9 protein-coding genes and 1 pseudogene are annotated in these 16,933 nt (G+C 66.3%); 2 read left to right on the forward strand and 8 right to left on the reverse strand.

All coding sequences use genetic code 11. The features are described from left to right. Positions 1-28 precede the first annotated feature (28 nt). A pseudogene (locus CH275_RS18770) lies at positions 29-1,943 on the forward strand (dipeptidyl-peptidase 5). On the opposite strand, the gene CH275_RS18775 reads toward CH275_RS18770, so the two are convergent. Both CH275_RS18775 and CH275_RS18780 read right to left on the reverse strand, forming a co-directional pair. Beyond that, the gene (locus CH275_RS18775) at positions 1,936-2,205 is read right to left on the reverse strand and encodes a hypothetical protein (protein ID WP_143546820.1); all 270 of its coding nucleotides are present in this window, start codon (positions 2,203-2,205) and stop codon (positions 1,936-1,938) included. The pseudogene CH275_RS18770 and the gene CH275_RS18775 overlap by 8 nt on opposite strands. Positions 2,206-2,582: 377 nt before the next feature. Next, positions 2,583-5,840, reverse strand: a complete 3,258-nt coding sequence (locus CH275_RS18780) for a (Fe-S)-binding protein (protein WP_094679802.1) — start codon at positions 5,838-5,840, stop codon at positions 2,583-2,585. Positions 5,841-6,405: 565 nt separating this feature from the next. Between CH275_RS18780 and CH275_RS18785 the strand changes: the two genes are divergently transcribed. Further along, positions 6,406-7,059: a hypothetical protein gene (locus CH275_RS18785; protein WP_094679803.1), complete on the forward strand. Its 654-nt coding sequence runs from the start codon at positions 6,406-6,408 to the stop codon at positions 7,057-7,059. Positions 7,060-7,127: 68 nt separating this feature from the next. Here the strand turns inward: CH275_RS18785 and CH275_RS18790 are convergent, their stop codons facing one another. The 6 genes from CH275_RS18790 to CH275_RS18815 form a co-directional block, all read right to left on the reverse strand. Beyond that, positions 7,128-8,273 (reverse strand): S1 family peptidase, encoded by a 1,146-nt coding sequence (locus CH275_RS18790; RefSeq protein WP_179276218.1) that lies wholly within the window; start codon positions 8,271-8,273, stop codon positions 7,128-7,130. A gap of 79 nt (positions 8,274-8,352) precedes the next feature. Further along, positions 8,353-9,651, reverse strand: a complete 1,299-nt coding sequence (locus CH275_RS18795; protein WP_179276219.1) for a S1 family peptidase — start codon at positions 9,649-9,651, stop codon at positions 8,353-8,355. A gap of 75 nt (positions 9,652-9,726) precedes the next feature. Continuing rightward, on the reverse strand, positions 9,727-11,376 hold the full coding sequence (locus tag CH275_RS18800; protein WP_094679805.1) for an Hsp70 family protein: 1,650 nt from the start codon (positions 11,374-11,376) through the stop codon (positions 9,727-9,729). Further along, a complete protein-coding gene (locus CH275_RS29565; protein ID WP_094679806.1) occupies positions 11,373-12,539 on the reverse strand; it encodes a hypothetical protein in 1,167 nt (388 codons plus the stop codon). Before CH275_RS29565 ends, CH275_RS18800 begins: the two co-directional genes overlap by 4 nt. A 59-nt stretch (positions 12,540-12,598) precedes the next feature. Further along, on the reverse strand, positions 12,599-15,091 hold the full coding sequence (locus tag CH275_RS18810; RefSeq protein WP_094679807.1) for a helix-turn-helix transcriptional regulator: 2,493 nt from the start codon (positions 15,089-15,091) through the stop codon (positions 12,599-12,601). Between the two features lie 6 nt (positions 15,092-15,097). After that, positions 15,098-16,831 carry an Hsp70 family protein gene (locus tag CH275_RS18815; protein ID WP_094679808.1) on the reverse strand — a complete coding sequence of 578 codons (1,734 nt, stop codon included), beginning with the start codon at positions 16,829-16,831 and terminating at the stop codon, positions 15,098-15,100. Positions 16,832-16,933 lie beyond the last annotated feature (102 nt).

The raw sequence follows: 16,933 nt of genomic DNA on the forward strand, positions 1-16,933 counted from the left end.
GGCACGTCAGTTCACTAGGGTGGATGGCGTGACCGCACTCGCATACGGATCCTGGCCCTCACCCATCTCTGCAGCCGACCTGTCGTCGGCGGGCCACCCTGTCGAGGGTGGTCGCTTTGTCGGTAGCGAGATCTGGTGGTCCGAACTGCGGCCCGCCGAAGAGGGTCGCACCGCGATCTGTCGCTTTGTCGACGGTGAAGTGCAGGCAATACTGCCCGCGCCGTTCAATGCCCGAACCCGCGTCCACGAGTACGGCGGAGGAGCCTGGACTGCCACCCCCGAGGGCGACCTGGTGTTCGCAGAGTTCTCCGATCAGCGCGTCTACCGTCTCACCCCCGGCGGCGTACCGATAGCTCTGACGCCGAAACCGGCTGTGGCGTCGAGCATTCGGTATGCCGAACTGTCGGTGGTCGGCACGGACGCGATTGCGGTCCGCGAGACGCACGACGCCGGCGCGGTGTCCAGAGACATCGTGGCCATCGATCTCGGCGGTAACGGAGTGCGTTCGCTGGTGTCGGGCTCGGACTTCCTGGCGTTCCCACGACTCTCGCCCGACGGCACCCGCATCGCCTGGATCGCATGGAATCATCCGCAGATGCCCTGGGACGGAACCGAACTGCGTGTGGCATCGCTGGCGGATCCGGAGAACTGGACGGTGCTGCTCGGCTCGACCGAGGAATCGGTGATGCAGCCGGAATGGATCGACGACGAGTCGTTGTACGTCATCAGTGACCGAAGTGGTTGGTGGAACCTGTATTCGGTCATGCTCGACGGGACGGTCACCCCGCTGTCGACACTCGACGCCGACTTCGGGGCTCCGCTGTGGCGGTTGGGGTCGAGTTGGTATTCGGTGCTGGGCGACGGAAAGCTGCTGACCGTACGGACCTTCGGCACCGACACGTTGGCGGTACTCGATCCCGTGTCCGGGGCCCTGGACGACATCGCGCTCGACGGCGTCACGTCGGTCGGTCTCGGTGGGCATTCGGGGTCGACCGTGTTGATCAAGGGCGGCGGAGCGCAGGTGGCCGGTGGGCTGTTCGCTCTCGACCTCGGCTCGCGCGAACTGAACTCTGTGCGTTCGGGTTTCGAGTCCGTCCCCGACGATGCCTTCCTGCCCGAAGGGCGTCAGGTGACGTTCCACGGCCCCGACCGTGAAGTGCACGCCATCGCCTACGCGCCGCGCAACCCGTCCTACGAAGGGCTGGACGGGGAACTGCCGCCGTATGTCGCCTTCGTGCACGGCGGCCCGACCGCACACGTGGCACCCGCGCTGAACCCGTTGTTCGCGTACTTCACCAGCCGCGGAATCGGCGTCGTCGACGTGAACTACGGCGGGTCGAGTGGATACGGCCGCGAGTACCGCAACCGGCTACGTGGGCAGTGGGGCGTCGTCGACGTCGAAGACACCATCGCCGCAGTGCAGGGGCTGGCCGACAGCGGCCTCGCCGACCCGCGCCGTTTGGCCATCGAGGGCGGCTCCGCAGGTGGGTGGACGGTACTGGCTGCGCTGACGTCTTCTGACGTGTTCGCCTGCGGCGCATCATATTTCGGTGTTGCCGAGCTGGAGCTGTTCGTCGCCGAGACTCACGACTTCGAGTCCCGCTACATCGACGGACTCATCGGACCGTTGCCCGAGGCCATCGACCTGTACCGCACCCGCGCGCCGGTCAACAATGTCGACGGACTCTCGTGTCCGGTGCTGTTGCTGCAAGGGCTCGACGATCCGATCGTGCCGCCGTCACAGGCCGAACGATTCAGGGACGCCATGATGCAGAAGGGAATTCCGCACGCCTACCTGGCCTACGCCGGAGAATCGCACGGATTCCGCAAACTGGAGACGCAGGTGAACGCGCGAGAGTCCGAACTGTCCTTCTACGGCCAGGTCATGGGATTCACGCCGCCCGGGAATCCCCGAGCTGCAGCTGTGGCGTCCCACTAGCTGACTGGTGGGCGCGCGCGCTTCGCTTCCAGAAACTCGAGTAGCGCGCTGGGGATCGCGCAGTACTTGCTGTTGCCTTCGGACAACTTGCTGCCTGCCTCGAACGCTGCCTTCGATGGGCCGTTGTGTTCGCGGATGAGGGTACACAGGAGCTCGTCGGTGCGGCCGGACTCGCAACACTTCTCGACGTGCGCTCGGTCGTCGAGGGTCAACGCCGACCACCACTCGTCGTAGCGTCGCCAGAGCTTGTCCGCGTCGTCGGTCATGCCTGCTCCTACTTCTCGGGTACGCCGTGCGATTCCGACCATACTCACGGTGTCCGATTCCGCCACTTCCGAGGGGGTCCGCGGGAAACTCACACTGCTTGTGCAGGGTGCATGCCGGTATTTCGACGCGACAAGGGGTGCGCGGTCGGTAGAGAGGTCGCTCGGTTGCCTCCCCCGGCTCTGTCGGCAGCATCGCGGATCATCCGATCGACGAGCTCGGGGCGATCGAGATCCGACCAGGCGATGCGCACCACCTGACGGTGATCGGTACCTGCAGCTGCGGGGTGTAATCCAGGTGAAGCAGCAACATGACTGACGACTGCGCGCCCCTGCTCTGAAGTGAGCAGGGGCGCGCAGTCGGTAAAACGGGTGTGAGGTTACTTCCGGCGACCGGGAACCTTTGCCCCCGGAGCGAATCCGAGTCCACCGGCCTTCGGCTTGGGCGGAGTCCGATCATCCGAACCGTTGGACGCCGCGTCACCCGCAGTGTCCGACGCTTCTGCCTTCGGTGCCTCTGCCTCGGTTGCCGGTGCGTCAGCGACCGATGTCTCGGCCTCCGGAGTCGGCTCGGCCTTCTCGGGCTCTGCTTTCTCCGGCTCGGCCGGTGTTGCGGCAGGTGCAGCGGCCGCACCCGGTGTGCGCGCGCCCGGCTTCTTGAATCCGGACTTCACGGCCAGACCCTTGGGCTGGACGGTCGGCTTGGATTCTGCTGCAACGGACTCCGTTGCAGCAGCCTCGGTGGCGGGTGTCTCGCTGGCAGGTGCCTCGGCAGCCGGAGCTGCTGCAGCAGGGGCACTCGCAGTCTTGGCACCCGGCTTCTTGAATCCGGACTTCACGGCCAGGCCCTTGGGCTGGACGGTCGGCTTGGATTCGGTTGCAGCAGAAGCAGATTCGCCAGCGGCTTCCGGGGCGGGTGACGACGCCGCAGTGGCCTCGGCAGGCTTGCCCGGTGCCTTCGCGCCCGGCTTCTTGAAGCCGGACTTCACAGCCAGGCCCTTGGGCTTGACCGACGGAGTCGACTCCGAGGTTTCCGTGGTAGCAGGTGCTTCGGTCGCAGCGGGAGCATCGGCGGGCGCAGGTGCGGCCGCCTTCGCGCCGGGGGCCTTGCCCTTCATCTGCAGGCCCTTGCCGCCGGGTGCCTTGCCGCCGGCCATTCCGAGACCCTTGGGCTTGGCTGCTGGTGCGGCTTCCTCCGTGGATTCTTCGGCCTTGGTGGCAGAACCGGGTGCCTTCGCTCCCGGTGCCTTGGCCAGACCCTTCATCTTCAGTCCGCCGCCTGCCTTGGGAGCCGGAGCTGCCGGGGCGGACTTCGCCTCGGCCGGTTCCTCGACGGGTGCGATGCGTTCGGCCTCTTCGACCTCGGCAGCGTTCTCGGTGGCCAGCTCCTCCTGCGGAGTGCGCTCACGGGGGATGACCTTGATGTTCTCGGCCAACACCGAGGACTCGACGCGGGTGATCGACTCGAGCATCAGCTGCGCGACATCGACGACCTCGACGCCCTCGTGCGCACCGCCTTCCTGCCGTGCAGTGACACCGTCGGTGAGCATGACGCGGCAGAACGGGCAACCAGTGGCGATCTTCTTCGGGTTGGTGGCGAGTGCCTCGTCGACCCGGTCGATGTTGATGCGCTTGCCGATGTTCTCTTCCATCCACATGCGCGCGCCACCGGCGCCACAGCACATCGACCGCTCACCGTGGCGCGGCATTTCCTTGAGGTTGGAGCCCGACGCGGCCATGAGCTCACGCGGAGCGTCGTACACCTTGTTGTGACGGCCGAGGTAGCACGGGTCGTGGTAAGTGATGTCCTGGCTGACCGAGGCCACCGGGATCAGCTTTTTCTGTCGCACGAGACGGTTGAGGAGCTGTGTATGGTGCACCACCTCGTAGTCACCGCCGACCTGCGGGTACTCGTTGCCCAGCGCGTTGAAGCAGTGAGCGCAGGTGACGACGATCTTGCGCTTGCTGTGCTCGACGCCGTCGAACACACTGTTCAGTGTTTCGATGTTCTGCATCGCGAGCTGCTGGAACAGGAACTCGTTGCCCGCGCGGCGAGCGGAGTCGCCGGTGCAGGTCTCGTCGGCTCCGAGCACCATGAACTTCACGCCTGCAGTGGCGAGCAGTTCGGCGACGGCCTTGGTGGTCTTCTTCGCGCGATCCTCGTATGCACCGGCACAGCCGACCCAGAAGAGGTATTCGTAGTCCTGGAACGAATCGGCGTCCTGGCCGAAGACCGGGATGTCGAAGTCCATCTCGTTGATCCAGTTGAGCCGGTCCTTGGAGTTCTGGCCCCAGGGGTTGCCCTTGTTCTCGAGGTTCTTGAACAAGCCGGCGAGCTCGGAAGGGAACTCCGATTCGATGAGCACCTGGTAGCGGCGCATGTCGATGATGTGGTCGACGTGCTCGATGTCCACCGGGCACTGCTCGACGCACGCACCACACGTGGTGCAGCTCCACAGCACCTCGGGATCGATGATGCCGCCTTCGATGGCGTCGGCGACGAGTTTGCGGTCGGCCTCGTCACGGGCGGCCTGCGGAATCGCGTCGAGCTTCTTCTGATCGACGTTGCCCTCGGAGTCGACGAGTCCAACCTCGTCACCAGCCATGTCCTTCTTGCCGCCGGCCAGCAGGTACGGAGCCTTGGCGTGGCTGTGGTCGCGCAGCGACATGATCAGCAGCTTGGGGGAGAGGGGCTTGCCGGTGTTCCAGGCGGGGCACTGCGACTGGCAGCGGCCGCACTCGGTGCACGTGGTGAAGTCGAGCCAGCCCTTCCAGCTGAAATCTTCGATCTTGCCTGCACCGAACGCGTCGACGTCGGGGTCGGCCTCTTCCATCTCGAGGACCTTGCCGCCGGACATCATCGGCTTGGCCGGGCCGAGGGCCACGGTGCCGTCGTCCATGCGCTTGAAGTAGATGTTGGGAAATGCCGTGAAGCGGTGCCACGCGACGCCCCAGTTGATGCGAGAACCGACCACGTACACCCACACCATTGCTGACATGAGCTTGACGAACGCGAACGCCGACACCATTTCAGGACTGGCCGGAAGCAGTTCCGCCACGCGCATCGTGAAGAAGTCGGTGTAGGGGTTCGAGTGTCCGTAGGTCGCGATCTTGCCGGCCTTGACCAAGATCATGCCCAAGCCCTCGATGAGGACAATGGCTTCGACGAAGTAAGCGGCCTTGAAGTTCGATCCGGCGAACCGTGACTGCCGGTCGGGATTACGCGGGTGGTTGAGCTGCCGAATGACGATGAGTGCGAGGATTCCGATGACTGTGGCAATGCCGAGGACTTCGTCCATCAGGTGGTAAACGGCCCAGTCGCCGAATATCGGCCAGTGTCCCTCGGGATTGAACGTCTGAATGTTGGCTTCCATCGCGACCACTGCGCCGCCGAGGAAACCCCACATGACCAGCCAATGCGCCCAACCGACGGTGCGAAATTTGACCATCTTGGTGTGGGCCACGAACTCGACGACCATTTGCTTGAAGCGAGGCACTATCGGTCGCCAGCGATCGGGAGCGGGCTGGCCGAGCCTGACGATGCTGAACATCCGAATTCCACCGCGGACGAAGATGTACCAGCAGTAGATGCTGATGACGGCACCTACGAAGCCGAGTGAGAGCGTCACGGCATTCATGTCGCGGCCTTTCGTTCAAGTGGCAGCTGGAGGGCTACCGCGGGTTCAGCCCGTCGAGCATATGACGGTCTATGTTACTCACCAGTAGCAAGGCTACCGTTACTGATGGGTAACATAACATCGTTCCGGCAAGCGACGCTGGTGGGCGTCGAAATGAGGCCATCCGACGGGCAGGCTGAACTCGTCAGTAGGTTGTCTCGCAGATCACGTTAGGCGTAGGCCGTGCAGGTGCTGTCGAGAAGGCAGTCCTTACCTGCCGTAAGCGTGGCCCGATGCAGGTGGGAACCCGGCCGCTTTCCATCTGAGATTCGACCGAACGAACGACATTTTCGGCGACACGATGATGCAACGCGCGCCTCTGTGCTGCCGAAATCGAAATTGTTTGTGACAGTTGGTAACCGATAGGTGTCGGAGCTGTTGCGAAAGGACAACGAACGGTCCGATTCGTGCGCTACACTTCGATCGCATCGAACGTCGCAAAAGGGTCATCGGGGTGGCTTTGAACTCGAACAGGACCTAGTGGACTGCCGAGTGTGCACATCACAGAAACGGAACAGAACTCTCCATGAAACTCAGCAAACTGGTCGTCACATCGGCCCTCGTTGCGGTCGCGATGGGCCTGGCCAGCGGAACCGCGTACGCGCAGCCCGTCGATGAGACGGTTCCCGGCGACACCAATTACACCGTCGATCTCGAAGATCGCACGATCGTCACCACCATCGATGCAGGCGTCTTCAAGATCGCCGACGATGGAAAGACGGTCGACGTTCTCGACGCAGCCGACAAGACCCTCGTCACGCTCCCGCTCTCGTTCAACCTTGGTGGACTGAACTTCCCGTACGAGCAGAACGTCGACAACGACGGCAAGACGCTGCGTCTGGTTCCGAACCTGGACTTCACCAAGGCGTCGGCCAACTCGCGAAGCATCGGCGCAACCACCGTTGCCTCCCCAGAGGAGAACCTGGCGGCTCAGCAGAACTTCTCCTCGCAGCTCGGAATCGCGACCGCGATCGGTGGGCTTACCGGAACAGCGATCGGTGCGGCGATCGGTTGCGTCGTGACCTTGACAGCAGGATGCCTCCCGGGATTGGTGACGGGCGCAGGAGTTGGCGGAGTCATCGGCACGATCACCGCCGGCGGACCCACCCTTGTCGTTGCTGGCATCGATTTGATCAACACGCTGAACGCGGCACCGGGCACCACGGTCTGGGCCAAGTAGCCCTCGAGCATCACAGGCAAACCCGCACTCTCGGACGAGGGTGCGGGTTTTTCGTGTACTGATAGGGCCTACGACGTTCGGATCGTCAGACCTGGGTTCTCGGCGAGCACATCGTTGATGGGTGTGGCGAACAATTCCGGTCGCTGACCCTGCATCATGCTGACGACGGTCGCGACTTCGCATGAGGGTTGATCGCCCACATTGGATGCATTGGCGATGCCCACGGCGAGCGTGCCGCTGACGATCGGCCCACCACTGTCGCCGCGTAGGGCGCAGATGGACGTGGCGAAGCTGCGGTCGAGTACGGCCTCGCCCATGGCGACGCTGCGACCAGTGGAAAGTATTGTGCCGCAACTGAATCCGGTTCTGGAACCGGATTTGCACACCGGTGCGCCCACGATGGGATCCACCGTACCGGTGACGTGCAGTGGGCCCGCGCCGGGAACTCGCACCGCGTTGCTCTCGAATTCTCCGACGTTGGCATCGTCGATGTCGATCAATGCATAGTCGTTGTGGGACCGGCTGGTTCGGTAGAACGAGCCGAATTTGGAACCGACGAGACTGCCGTACATCGGATACGCGCCTGTCGACGCTGCCGAACCGGTGTTAGCCGTACTCGGATTGCAGTGGCCCGCAGTGATGTTGACCGGCCCGTGCGTCGGGTCGACGGCATTGAAGCCGAGGGAGCACCGAAGACCGAGGCCGGCCGGTGTGCCGGCGAGGAAGCTGTCTCCGCCCAGATACGAACTCGCACGGATCGGACCCGCGGTGAAGGATGGGTCGAACGGCAGCAGCTCCAGCAGTGGTTGGACGGCGCTGCGCACTGCCTCCGGAATCTCTGCCGCGGAGGCCACGGTCGCAAATCCGTTGGCCGACGCGGCGTCGGCTACCTCGCCGTAATTGGGGCCGTCGGCGATCGCGACCACTGGCCGACCGTCATCGCCGAGCCATGTCCCCGTGACCATCTCTGGACCTACGGCGGCAGCGAATTCCGCCAACCGGCGAGCCGCGTCGGCTCGATCGAGGAATTGTTGCGGGTCCAGCCCGAGGTCGCGGGCCACGGCGTCGGCCAGCTCGGGTGGCAGTACCGGATGTGCACCCAGTACCGAATCTGTACCCACTGCTGGTGCTGCTGCTGCGGCGGCGGCGGGCGCAAGCATCGCCATCACGCTGGACACAGCAACCATCGACAACCCCAGCCCACGGCGACGCATGAAACCCCTCCCCCGAGGCATCCGCTTATGTGATGCCGTTCACTGACTATAGGGGGTATTCGGGTGCCGACCTACCGGCTCATTCGGTTCGCAGGGTGGCTCCGGTTGCGCGGATGACCTGATCGATGGGAATACCAAGGCTCGCTGTGCCGCCGTACTGCGCGAGCGCCAGGTTCGCCTGGTTGCAATCGGGTGCGCCACCGCTGTTGGATCCGCTGGTGATTCCGAGCGCGAGCGTTCCCGTCACGATGGCACCACCGCTGTCACCCGCCAGAGTGCATGCGGTGCTGGCGAATCCGCGAACGGTGCGGGACGTGCCGTCTTCCATGTAGAGCTGCGTCTCCACACGATCGGCAGCAACCACTCCGCACGTGAACGACGACGACTGGCCGGATTTGCAGACCGGCGCTCCGATCACGGGAGCCGCGGTTCCGGTGATCGTGACGGTGCTGCCGTTGGCTCCTCGAACCGTAGGACGATCCAGGCCCGACGCGACGCCGGTGTCGTTCAGGCCGATCACCGACCAGTCGAGGCCGTCCTGGGCACCCAGGCTCGATCGATCGAACGACCCGATCTGCTGGCTGCGCGCGACGTCCGCCGGATCGGGAAGGTAGACGGGCGCGCCGCCCGCCCCGGTGGCCTTGTTTGGATTGCAGTGTCCGGCAGTGAGATTGACGGCGGCACCGGAGGCGTCGACAGCATTGAAGCCGAACGAGCAGATGCTGATGTCGGTTGTGGGAGCGTCGGCGATCGGCCCGGCGGTCGTGATGTAGGTATCGCCGCCCATGGGAGTCGGGTCGACCGGCTTGTTTCCGCCGGGAGACAGAATGACCTTGATGTTGGCGAGCAGCGTCGGCAGGTTGAGCGCGCGACCGATCGGACCGTTGGCCAGGTCGATGACGATCTGATTGTCGATGAAGTCGATGGCTGTTCCGTTGATCTGCTGAGAGATCTCACGGGGAAGACCGGCGACCCAGCTGTTGAGGTCTGCCAGCGACTTCTCCAGGCCGTCCGCCGACACCGGCGACTGAGCAGTGGCGAACCCGTCCTTGGCGACGGCCTGGGCCGCGGCAGGGGAGGTGACGGCGACGACGGCGTTGCCGTCGGGTCCGATCCAGGCCCCGGCGAAATCGGCGGGACGGCTGGCACGGAAGTCCGATGCGTAGGCGGACAGTTCCTGAGCGCGGGCGGCGCGATCGAGATACTCCTGCGGGGAGATCCTCAGATCGCGCTGGACGGCATCGACGAGCTCGGCGGGAAGCTTGTCCGCGGGAGATTGGACGACAGGTTCGGCGGCCGCTGTCCCCGAGAACGAAGCGAGAAGTACGAAAGCCGTCGAACACAGCACTGCAGCACGCAGAGCCCCGGTGTTACGCATGAAATCCCTTCATCGGGTGCTTGGTATCAGCGACCCACCCTAGGGCATCGGTCGCTGAACCAGTGTTTGCGCAGCTCAGGGCTGAGCAGGTGGGGCGTCCGACGGCTTACTCGGCGTCGTCGTCGTGGCGGTCGTGGCGGTTGTGGTCGTCGCGGCCGGCGTGGTCGTCATCGGGGTCGTGGTGGGCACCGGCACTGTGGTGGTGACCACGGGCGGGGGTGTAGGGATCGGTGCCGGCGGAGGCGCAGGAATGGGCGCAGGTTGGGGCGGGGTGTACGGCTCGTAGGTCGGTTCGTCGACCACCTCGGGCGCGATGACCTGAGGGGCAGGGGTCACGGTCGTGGTCGACGGTGTGCGAGTCGAGGTGACGATCGGCGAGCCGGCGTCGGTGACGGTCGGGGGTGTCGCAGCGGGCGCTTGACCGAACACTCCACTCAGTGCCGCAATCGCGAGAACGATGACCACACCCGCAGCAGCGCCGGCGATGATCGTCGTGATGGTTCGCGAGCGTTCGCTGCGTTCCTTCTTCGCGCCGGTCGACGCCACGGCCGCTACCGGAACCGCTCCCACTGCACCGGTGTTCCTGACGTTGTCCTCGGCCGGTTCGATCGGGTGGGACCGGAACTCGGACGGCTCGAATGTCGGTGCGACCGCGGGAATCGCCTCGGAGAACGCGAGGGACTTTTCGGGCGGGACCACAGGAATGGCGTCGGTGTCCAGAGAATCGGTGCCGTCGTTACGGGTGACGACCGGCGCGGCACCGGTCACGAGGGAGTTGCCGTCGACGTCCTCGATCTCCGCGAGCATCAGCGCCCCTCGGGTCGCGGCGAGTGGCTCGACGAGCAGTCGGCCCGACGACCGTTCGGCTATCGCGGTCGCCACCGGCTCGAGGGCAGCACTGCCGCCGGTGAGCACCACGGTGCCCGTCCGCGGCACGTCGAGGGTGCGGACCGTCGGCGCTATCAGGGCGGCGAACTCGGCTCGCGTCACCGTCGTGGTCTGCGACAGTCCCGGTAGTTCGACCGAAACGGTGGCGCTGTCGGCCGTGCTCAGCGTGTGTTTGGCGGCCTCGCACGAGGCGACGACCCCTGCGAGGGCGGCCCGTACCGCCGCGTCGGACAGATCGATGTTCTCTCGATCGGTCACCACGTGATCGAACAGTGCATCGGTGAATGCGTCGCCGCTGACGGCGGCGGTGCGGACGGTTCCGCCTCCGGGGTAGGTCGAGATGTCGGTACCGGTGGCACCGATGTCGATCACGGTGGCGGCCGTCCCTGGGTTGCGCTGAGCGAATGCGCTGGCGGCTTTCGCATCGGGTGCCAGCGCGACCGCGGTGAGGCCGGCGTGATCGAGGGCGTCTCGGAGCAGTGCGACGCTCTCCCGAGGCCACCGCGCCGGGTACGTCATCGTCGTGACGGGCATGTCCCCGGACTCCGCCGATGCGGACACCATGGCGACGAGGCAGTTGGCGGAGTTGGCCATCAGATCCTCGGCGCGGAACGCATCGGCGTCGGGTGCTGCGTCTTCCTGGCGGCCGACCAGATCGACGAACCGGGTGAAGGGCGCGGTGTCGGGGGACTCGCCGAGGTGTGCCCGGCCGTCCTCGTCGAATCGCAGGGTCGTCGGTACCACGACGATCGTCGGTTCGTCGTCGGCGTGGACGCGGTGGACCGCCACCGACCTGGTGTTGCCGACGGTGATTCCGAGATGTCCTGCATCGCTCATGGAGTTTGCTCCGTCGGTCGGTCCGTCAGCGCTCGGGCGGCAGGCGAGTCGTTGCGCGCAACCGGATCCGTCCCGGGTGCGAGCCGACCGTCGGTCGGCTCCGCGTCGGGGGTGTCGACGGGGTCCTCGGTGGGCTCCTCGACGGGAAGCTCCGGGGCCGGATCGACCGTGCTCGGCGGCTTCACGGGGGTGCTGTCGTCGGGTGTCTCGATCGCGGGACGGGTGTCGATCTCGGTTGCGTCCGGCTCGGCGCGCGGGTTGTCGGTGGTGTCGGTCGGGCTCGTCTCTTCCGTCGTCTGGTCCGTCGTCGCGACCGGACCAGGAGCAACCGGAGCGATCTCGGCCGCCGGCTCGACGACGACGGTGGGAAAGTCGATCGGTCCACCCCGAGCGGTGCCGGACGACGTCGTCGGCGGCACCAGCTGAGCATTGCCGATGGTGGGAACGGTGGTGTCGCTGGACGTGCCCAGTTGCAGAGCGATCAACGCCGCGCCGACCGTCAGTGCCGCGGCGAAAGCTGCTGCTGCGAACAACGGTCGGCGGTCGGACCTCGCCGGGGCCCGGAAAACTGCGAATCGCTCGGTGACGGCGTCGACCGGGTATTCCGCGGCCAGAATGGCGGCACCACGAGCGGCCGCGACGGCCTGGTCGTTCTTCTGCAGTGTCGCGCGGACCGATGCGTTCCATGCAGCGAGCGCTTCTGCTTCGGCCACCAGTGACACGTGCGCGAGACCGTGCTCGTTCATCGTCGAGCGCAGTGCGAACAGCTGCTCGGCCGTCCAACTCGCCGGATAGGTGGCGGCCGCAGCGAGATCGCCGGGCTGCAGACCGATCGACGACGCCACCTCGGTGAGCAAGCACAGCAGGGCCATCGACGTCAGCTGCTCGGCAGGAAAGACGGTTCCCTTGCTGCCGGTGACTCCCACACCGTCGGCGAGGGAGTCGAGAAAGTGGGTGAACGCCTCCGACTCGTCGTCGGTGGTATCGCCGAGAGAGACGGTGCCGTCGGAATGGGCGTTGAGCACGGTCGAGTGCAGCGAGGCCAGGTGCAGCGATGGTCCGGGAGCGATGGGATGCGACACGGCCGCGACGGCGCGTTCGTCGTCCAGGTGGAGGCCGACGTCCGGTGCGCCGAGGCTCACACTGCCGGGCTGCTCGGTCATGAGATGCTACCTGTTCTCGATTCGGGGCTGGTGCTCGGTCGTTATGTCGCTCCGAGTACTCACTCGGTTACAGTTGCCACCCCCGCGCTGGTCGAGGCCCCGTACCCCATGGCGCGCAGCATGGAGATCAGTTCCGAACGGGATTCGGCCCCGAGCCTGCGCCGGATCCGCGCCACATGATGCTCGACGGTCTTCGGGGAGATGTACAGGCGGCTGCCCACCTCGCGGTACGTGACTCCGAGGACGAGCAACTCGGCGACCTCGGCCTCGCGTTCGCTCAGTGAACCCGTCGGCTGCGGCGTCGATCCCGGACTGTCGCGTTGACTCGAGCTGGGCTGGCGCAGCGATCTGGCGATGTGCAGCAGGGCGGTTGCGGTCGCGGTGTCGGTGACGGCCAGCGCGGCCTCGCTCGCCAATCGGGCTCCGTCCCAGGGCAGTCCGAGCGCGGTCAGCGTGCGCGCCGAGTTCTCCACGTCGGTCGCGTCGGGTCGGCCCTGCAACACTTCCAGCCAGGCGCGCCCGGCGGCCGCGAGCGCGGCGCTGTACGGGTGGGTCGGCGCGGCTGCAGCCAGGGCCTTGGCGTGTGGCACCAGTGCGTCGGGTGTCTGGGCCACGATGGCCGCCTGAACCTGATACCAGTGCAACGCCGCCGACCACACGGGCGGATCACCGAGCGCCGCGAGCAGATCGGTGGCCTGCGCCACGAGATGTTCGATGCGGTCGACTTGACCGAGCCGGGTTGCTGCCAAGAGCAATTCGCCCAGGGGCAGAAGGCCGAACAGATCGGTGGAGTACTCGGCGATCACGTTCTGCGCTCCCGTCCATGCCGTGATCAGCGATCCGGCATCACCGGATCTACGGGCCAGGCCCACCCGAATCGCGTGCAGGAAGAGCTGATTGCGCACATGCGACACCGGAACCCGGAGTGCGTCGAGCGCGAAGCCGGCATCGGCTGCATCTCCACGCAGCATCGACGTCCAGGCTCCGATGAGGCTCAGCCTGGTGTGTGCCTCGGATCCCGGACGCTGTTCTGGAAGCGCTCGCGCCAGAATGGAATCGACGCGGGCGAGGTCTCCGCAGTGGACGGCATGCACGGCCGCGACGGCCGCTGCGGTGTCGGGCAGGCACGAGCGATCGGACACGGTGCCCGTCAACGTCATCGCGCGCATCAACGAGTTCGCGGCAGCGCTCGAGGCAGCTGCGGTGCGCGAATCGATCGATCCGAGGACCCCGGCCGCGAGCAGCGTGCCCGACGCGGTACTCGACGTCGGTGCGAGAGCGGACACGGCGGTCATCGACAGGTCTGCGGCGCTGCGGTCACCGGCTGCAGCGGCCGACAGGGCCGCCCACACCGCATCGGGTCCGAGCCGATCCGCACCGAGCCAGGTGAACAGTTGCGTGCTGCGCGCGACCATCCCGCGCTGCGCCGCGATCGAGGCCGATACACGCACCGCCGTCCGTAGATCCGTGGGAGTGCAGACGGCGGCGTTGTCGAGTACCACGTCGGCACAGCGGCCCGCGGCATCGAGATCGCCGGTTGCGGCCGCAACTTCGGCTCTCCTGGCAGCAGCCGCCGCCGGATCGAACCCCGCGTCGACAGCTGCGTCGTACAGCGCACCGGCTGTCTCGACCGATGCCGAATCGGCTTGCTGCACGAGAAAATCGGCCAAACCGACATGGACGACGCCCCGCTCTGTCAACGCACGTGCGGCGGTGGCGTCGAGCAGGCGGGATCGGAGAGCGACGTCGGTGATGGAATCGAGCAACCGGCGGCAACGCCGATCGCCGATCAGCTCGATCAGTGGCACCTCGACGGACGGAACCGTCACGCCGGTGGCGTCGAGTAGGCCCGAGGTGCAGGCGAGGTCGACGAGGGACTCCACCTCGCTCGTGCGCGCGACGATCTGTGCGGCGGTGCCGGGCTCGGGCGCGATCCCGAATCGAGCTGCGAGCAGAAGGGCCCGAGTGTCGTCGGTGGTGTCGAGCAACATCCGACGATGTTGTGCAGCAACGGCTTCGGAGACGACGCGCAAGGGGCTGGGGTCGGAGCGGTCACGACCGAGCGCGACGAGGGCTGCATCGACGGCGGCGAGAACTCCCCCGGTTGACTTGGCGATGGCGTTGGCCAGTGGGGCGGAGATGGGTCGAGCGGTGGCGGCCGCACGCGCGGAGATCGCCGTCTTGTCCAGCGGAACCAGCGTCAAACGGGCCGAACCGGCGGACGCGATCAATTTCTCGATGCGCGAATCGAACTCGCGCGGTGCGGTCGCCACGATCAGCGTGATATCGGATCGTGTTGCCGCCGCCGCGATCTCGTCCAACCGTTGCTCCGACAACGCATGTGCATCGTCGACGACAACCGTCGAGCCGGACGGCGCATCGGCGATGCCGGCCCGGTACACGTCCACCGATGCTGTGACAACATCGAGAACAGCGGAGCGGCCGGAGCCGTTCACCCCGACGACGACGTGAAATCCTCTGGTGTCGAGCGCATCACGGACGAAGCGATCGGCGCGTTCGACGCCGACGAGGGATGGTCGGATGCTGTTCACGGTCGACTATTGGCCGGTTATCGGATCTAGGATTTTCGGGACAATGCCAACCACCCCGCCGAGGGTTTTGTCAACGCTGTTGGCCGTGTTGGGAAGGGGATTGGTGAAGGTGGGGGCCTGGTAGCTGGGGACCTGCACGTTGGGAACCTGCACGGCAGGCGGTTGGTAGCTGGGAACCGTCGGAGCCGCGACCGACGGGATGGTCGGCACCGTCGCCGCGCCGTTGTCGGCAGGTGCCGCGGCGGGGGCGGGGGATCCGGCGACGGGAGCCCCGGTTGCCGGGTCGATCTGCGTCACCGTGCCGTCGGCGTTGACGACCGTGGTGGGAGAGCCCTCGGATCCGGCTGCCGCAGAACCGTTCTCGCCGGTGGTCGCGGTGGTGGTCTCGGCCTCCGCCACCGCCGCGGTGGTCCCCGGTGTCCCGGTTTCCGAGATCGAGGTCTGAGAGTTCGACTCGGCCGGGGTGGTGTTGTCGGACGTCAGTGCCGTACCCACCGACAGACCTCCGCCGGCGAGCAGTGCAAGAACGACGACCGATCCGGCGACGAGACCGGCCTTCTTGCGGCCGGACATGCCTGCATCGGATTCGACCGCGGTGGGCGTCGGGGCGGGCCTCGGGGTGGGGCGCGGCATCGGGGCGGCTGCCGCGGCGCTCGCCACGGCCGCCGTCGGGGCTGCGGCGAGGGACGCTGCGTCGTCGGCCGCGGTGGCGTCGGCGATGTCGCTGCCCAGTATCGCGGCACCCACGGCGACGGTCAGTTCGGGACGGGGGCCGGCAACCACGGGCGCCCGCAGTTCGGACGAGATGAGCTCGGCCACGAGTGGAATGGCCGTGCTGCCGCCGACGAGCACCACCTGGTCGATGTCGGTGACTTCGAGCCCTGCGGCGGCGACGGCGTCACGAACGACTCCGACCGACGCCAGCAGCGATGCTCGTACGAGCTCTTCGATCTCGGAGCGGACCAGGCGAACCTCTGTGTGCAGCCCGGGCAGGTCGACGGTCAGCGACGTGGACGTGTCGTACGAGAGCTGTTCTTTCGCCTGGCCGCAGCGTGCTCGCAGTTCTACCAGCGCCCCGACGGTGTCGGGGTCGAAGGGGTCGAACTCGAACGACTGACTTCCCGAGACGGTATCGAGGACGTACTGCATGATCGCGTGATCGAACTGAGCGCCGCCGAACTCCTGCGAGTGGTCGCCGGTGCCGACGACGCCCACGTCCGAGCCGGTTCGCATCAGGGTCACGTCGAGAGCGCTCGCGCCCAGGTCGTAGATCACGGCGAGGCCGTCGGACTGGGGTCCGCGAGTCACCTCGAGCCACCGCATGGTGGCGACGGACTCGGGGACCAGCGTGACGTCGGCCAGCCCGGCGCGGTCCAATGCCTCGCCGAGGACCTCGGCCGTGTACGCCGTCCAGCGGGTGGGGTGGGTGACGACGACCGTCGGGGCGGAATCGGCTCCGGCGGACACCTCGGCCACGAGAGCGCGGGCGGCGGTGGCATACAGATCCTCGGCACGGTGACTGCGGCCGTCGTCGTCGATCAGTTCCACCGGGTCGCCCACTCGGTCGGCGAATCCGCTGATCAGGTGCCGAGCCGATCGATCCCACAGCTCGGCCAAGCTCGGGGCCGCACCCGGACGAAGATCGAGTGCCGATCTCTTGACCACCGAGGTGACCGGATCGGTATCGAGCGCAGCCACCGCTGTCACCGAACCGATACGTATGCCGAGCCCTGCGTTCATTGTCGTGTCGCCGCCTTCGTCTCGCCGTCAGTAGTACTGCCGTCACCCGCACTGTCGGCTCGCGCCGCATGTTCGTTACGTCTCACAGCAGGTTAGAGCGCA

Source organism: Rhodococcus sp. 06-235-1A (assembly GCF_002258785.1).
Lineage (GTDB): Bacteria > Actinomycetota > Actinomycetes > Mycobacteriales > Mycobacteriaceae > Rhodococcoides.

Excerpts from the sequence above, each read along its gene's own strand:
- CH275_RS18775 (WP_143546820.1), bottom strand. The coding sequence starts at position 2,205 with ATGACCGACGACGCGGACAAGCTCTGGCGACGCTACGACGAGTGGTGG.
- CH275_RS18780 (WP_094679802.1), bottom strand. The coding sequence starts at position 5,840 with ATGAATGCCGTGACGCTCTCACTCGGCTTCGTAGGTGCCGTCATCAGC.
- CH275_RS18785 (WP_094679803.1), top strand. The coding sequence starts at position 6,406 with ATGAAACTCAGCAAACTGGTCGTCACATCGGCCCTCGTTGCGGTCGCG.
- CH275_RS18790 (WP_179276218.1), bottom strand. The coding sequence starts at position 8,273 with ATGCGTCGCCGTGGGCTGGGGTTGTCGATGGTTGCTGTGTCCAGCGTG.
- CH275_RS18795 (WP_179276219.1), bottom strand. The coding sequence starts at position 9,651 with ATGCGTAACACCGGGGCTCTGCGTGCTGCAGTGCTGTGTTCGACGGCT.
- CH275_RS18800 (WP_094679805.1), bottom strand. The coding sequence starts at position 11,376 with ATGAGCGATGCAGGACATCTCGGAATCACCGTCGGCAACACCAGGTCG.
- CH275_RS29565 (WP_094679806.1), bottom strand. The coding sequence starts at position 12,539 with ATGACCGAGCAGCCCGGCAGTGTGAGCCTCGGCGCACCGGACGTCGGC.
- CH275_RS18815 (WP_094679808.1), bottom strand. The coding sequence starts at position 16,831 with ATGAACGCAGGGCTCGGCATACGTATCGGTTCGGTGACAGCGGTGGCT.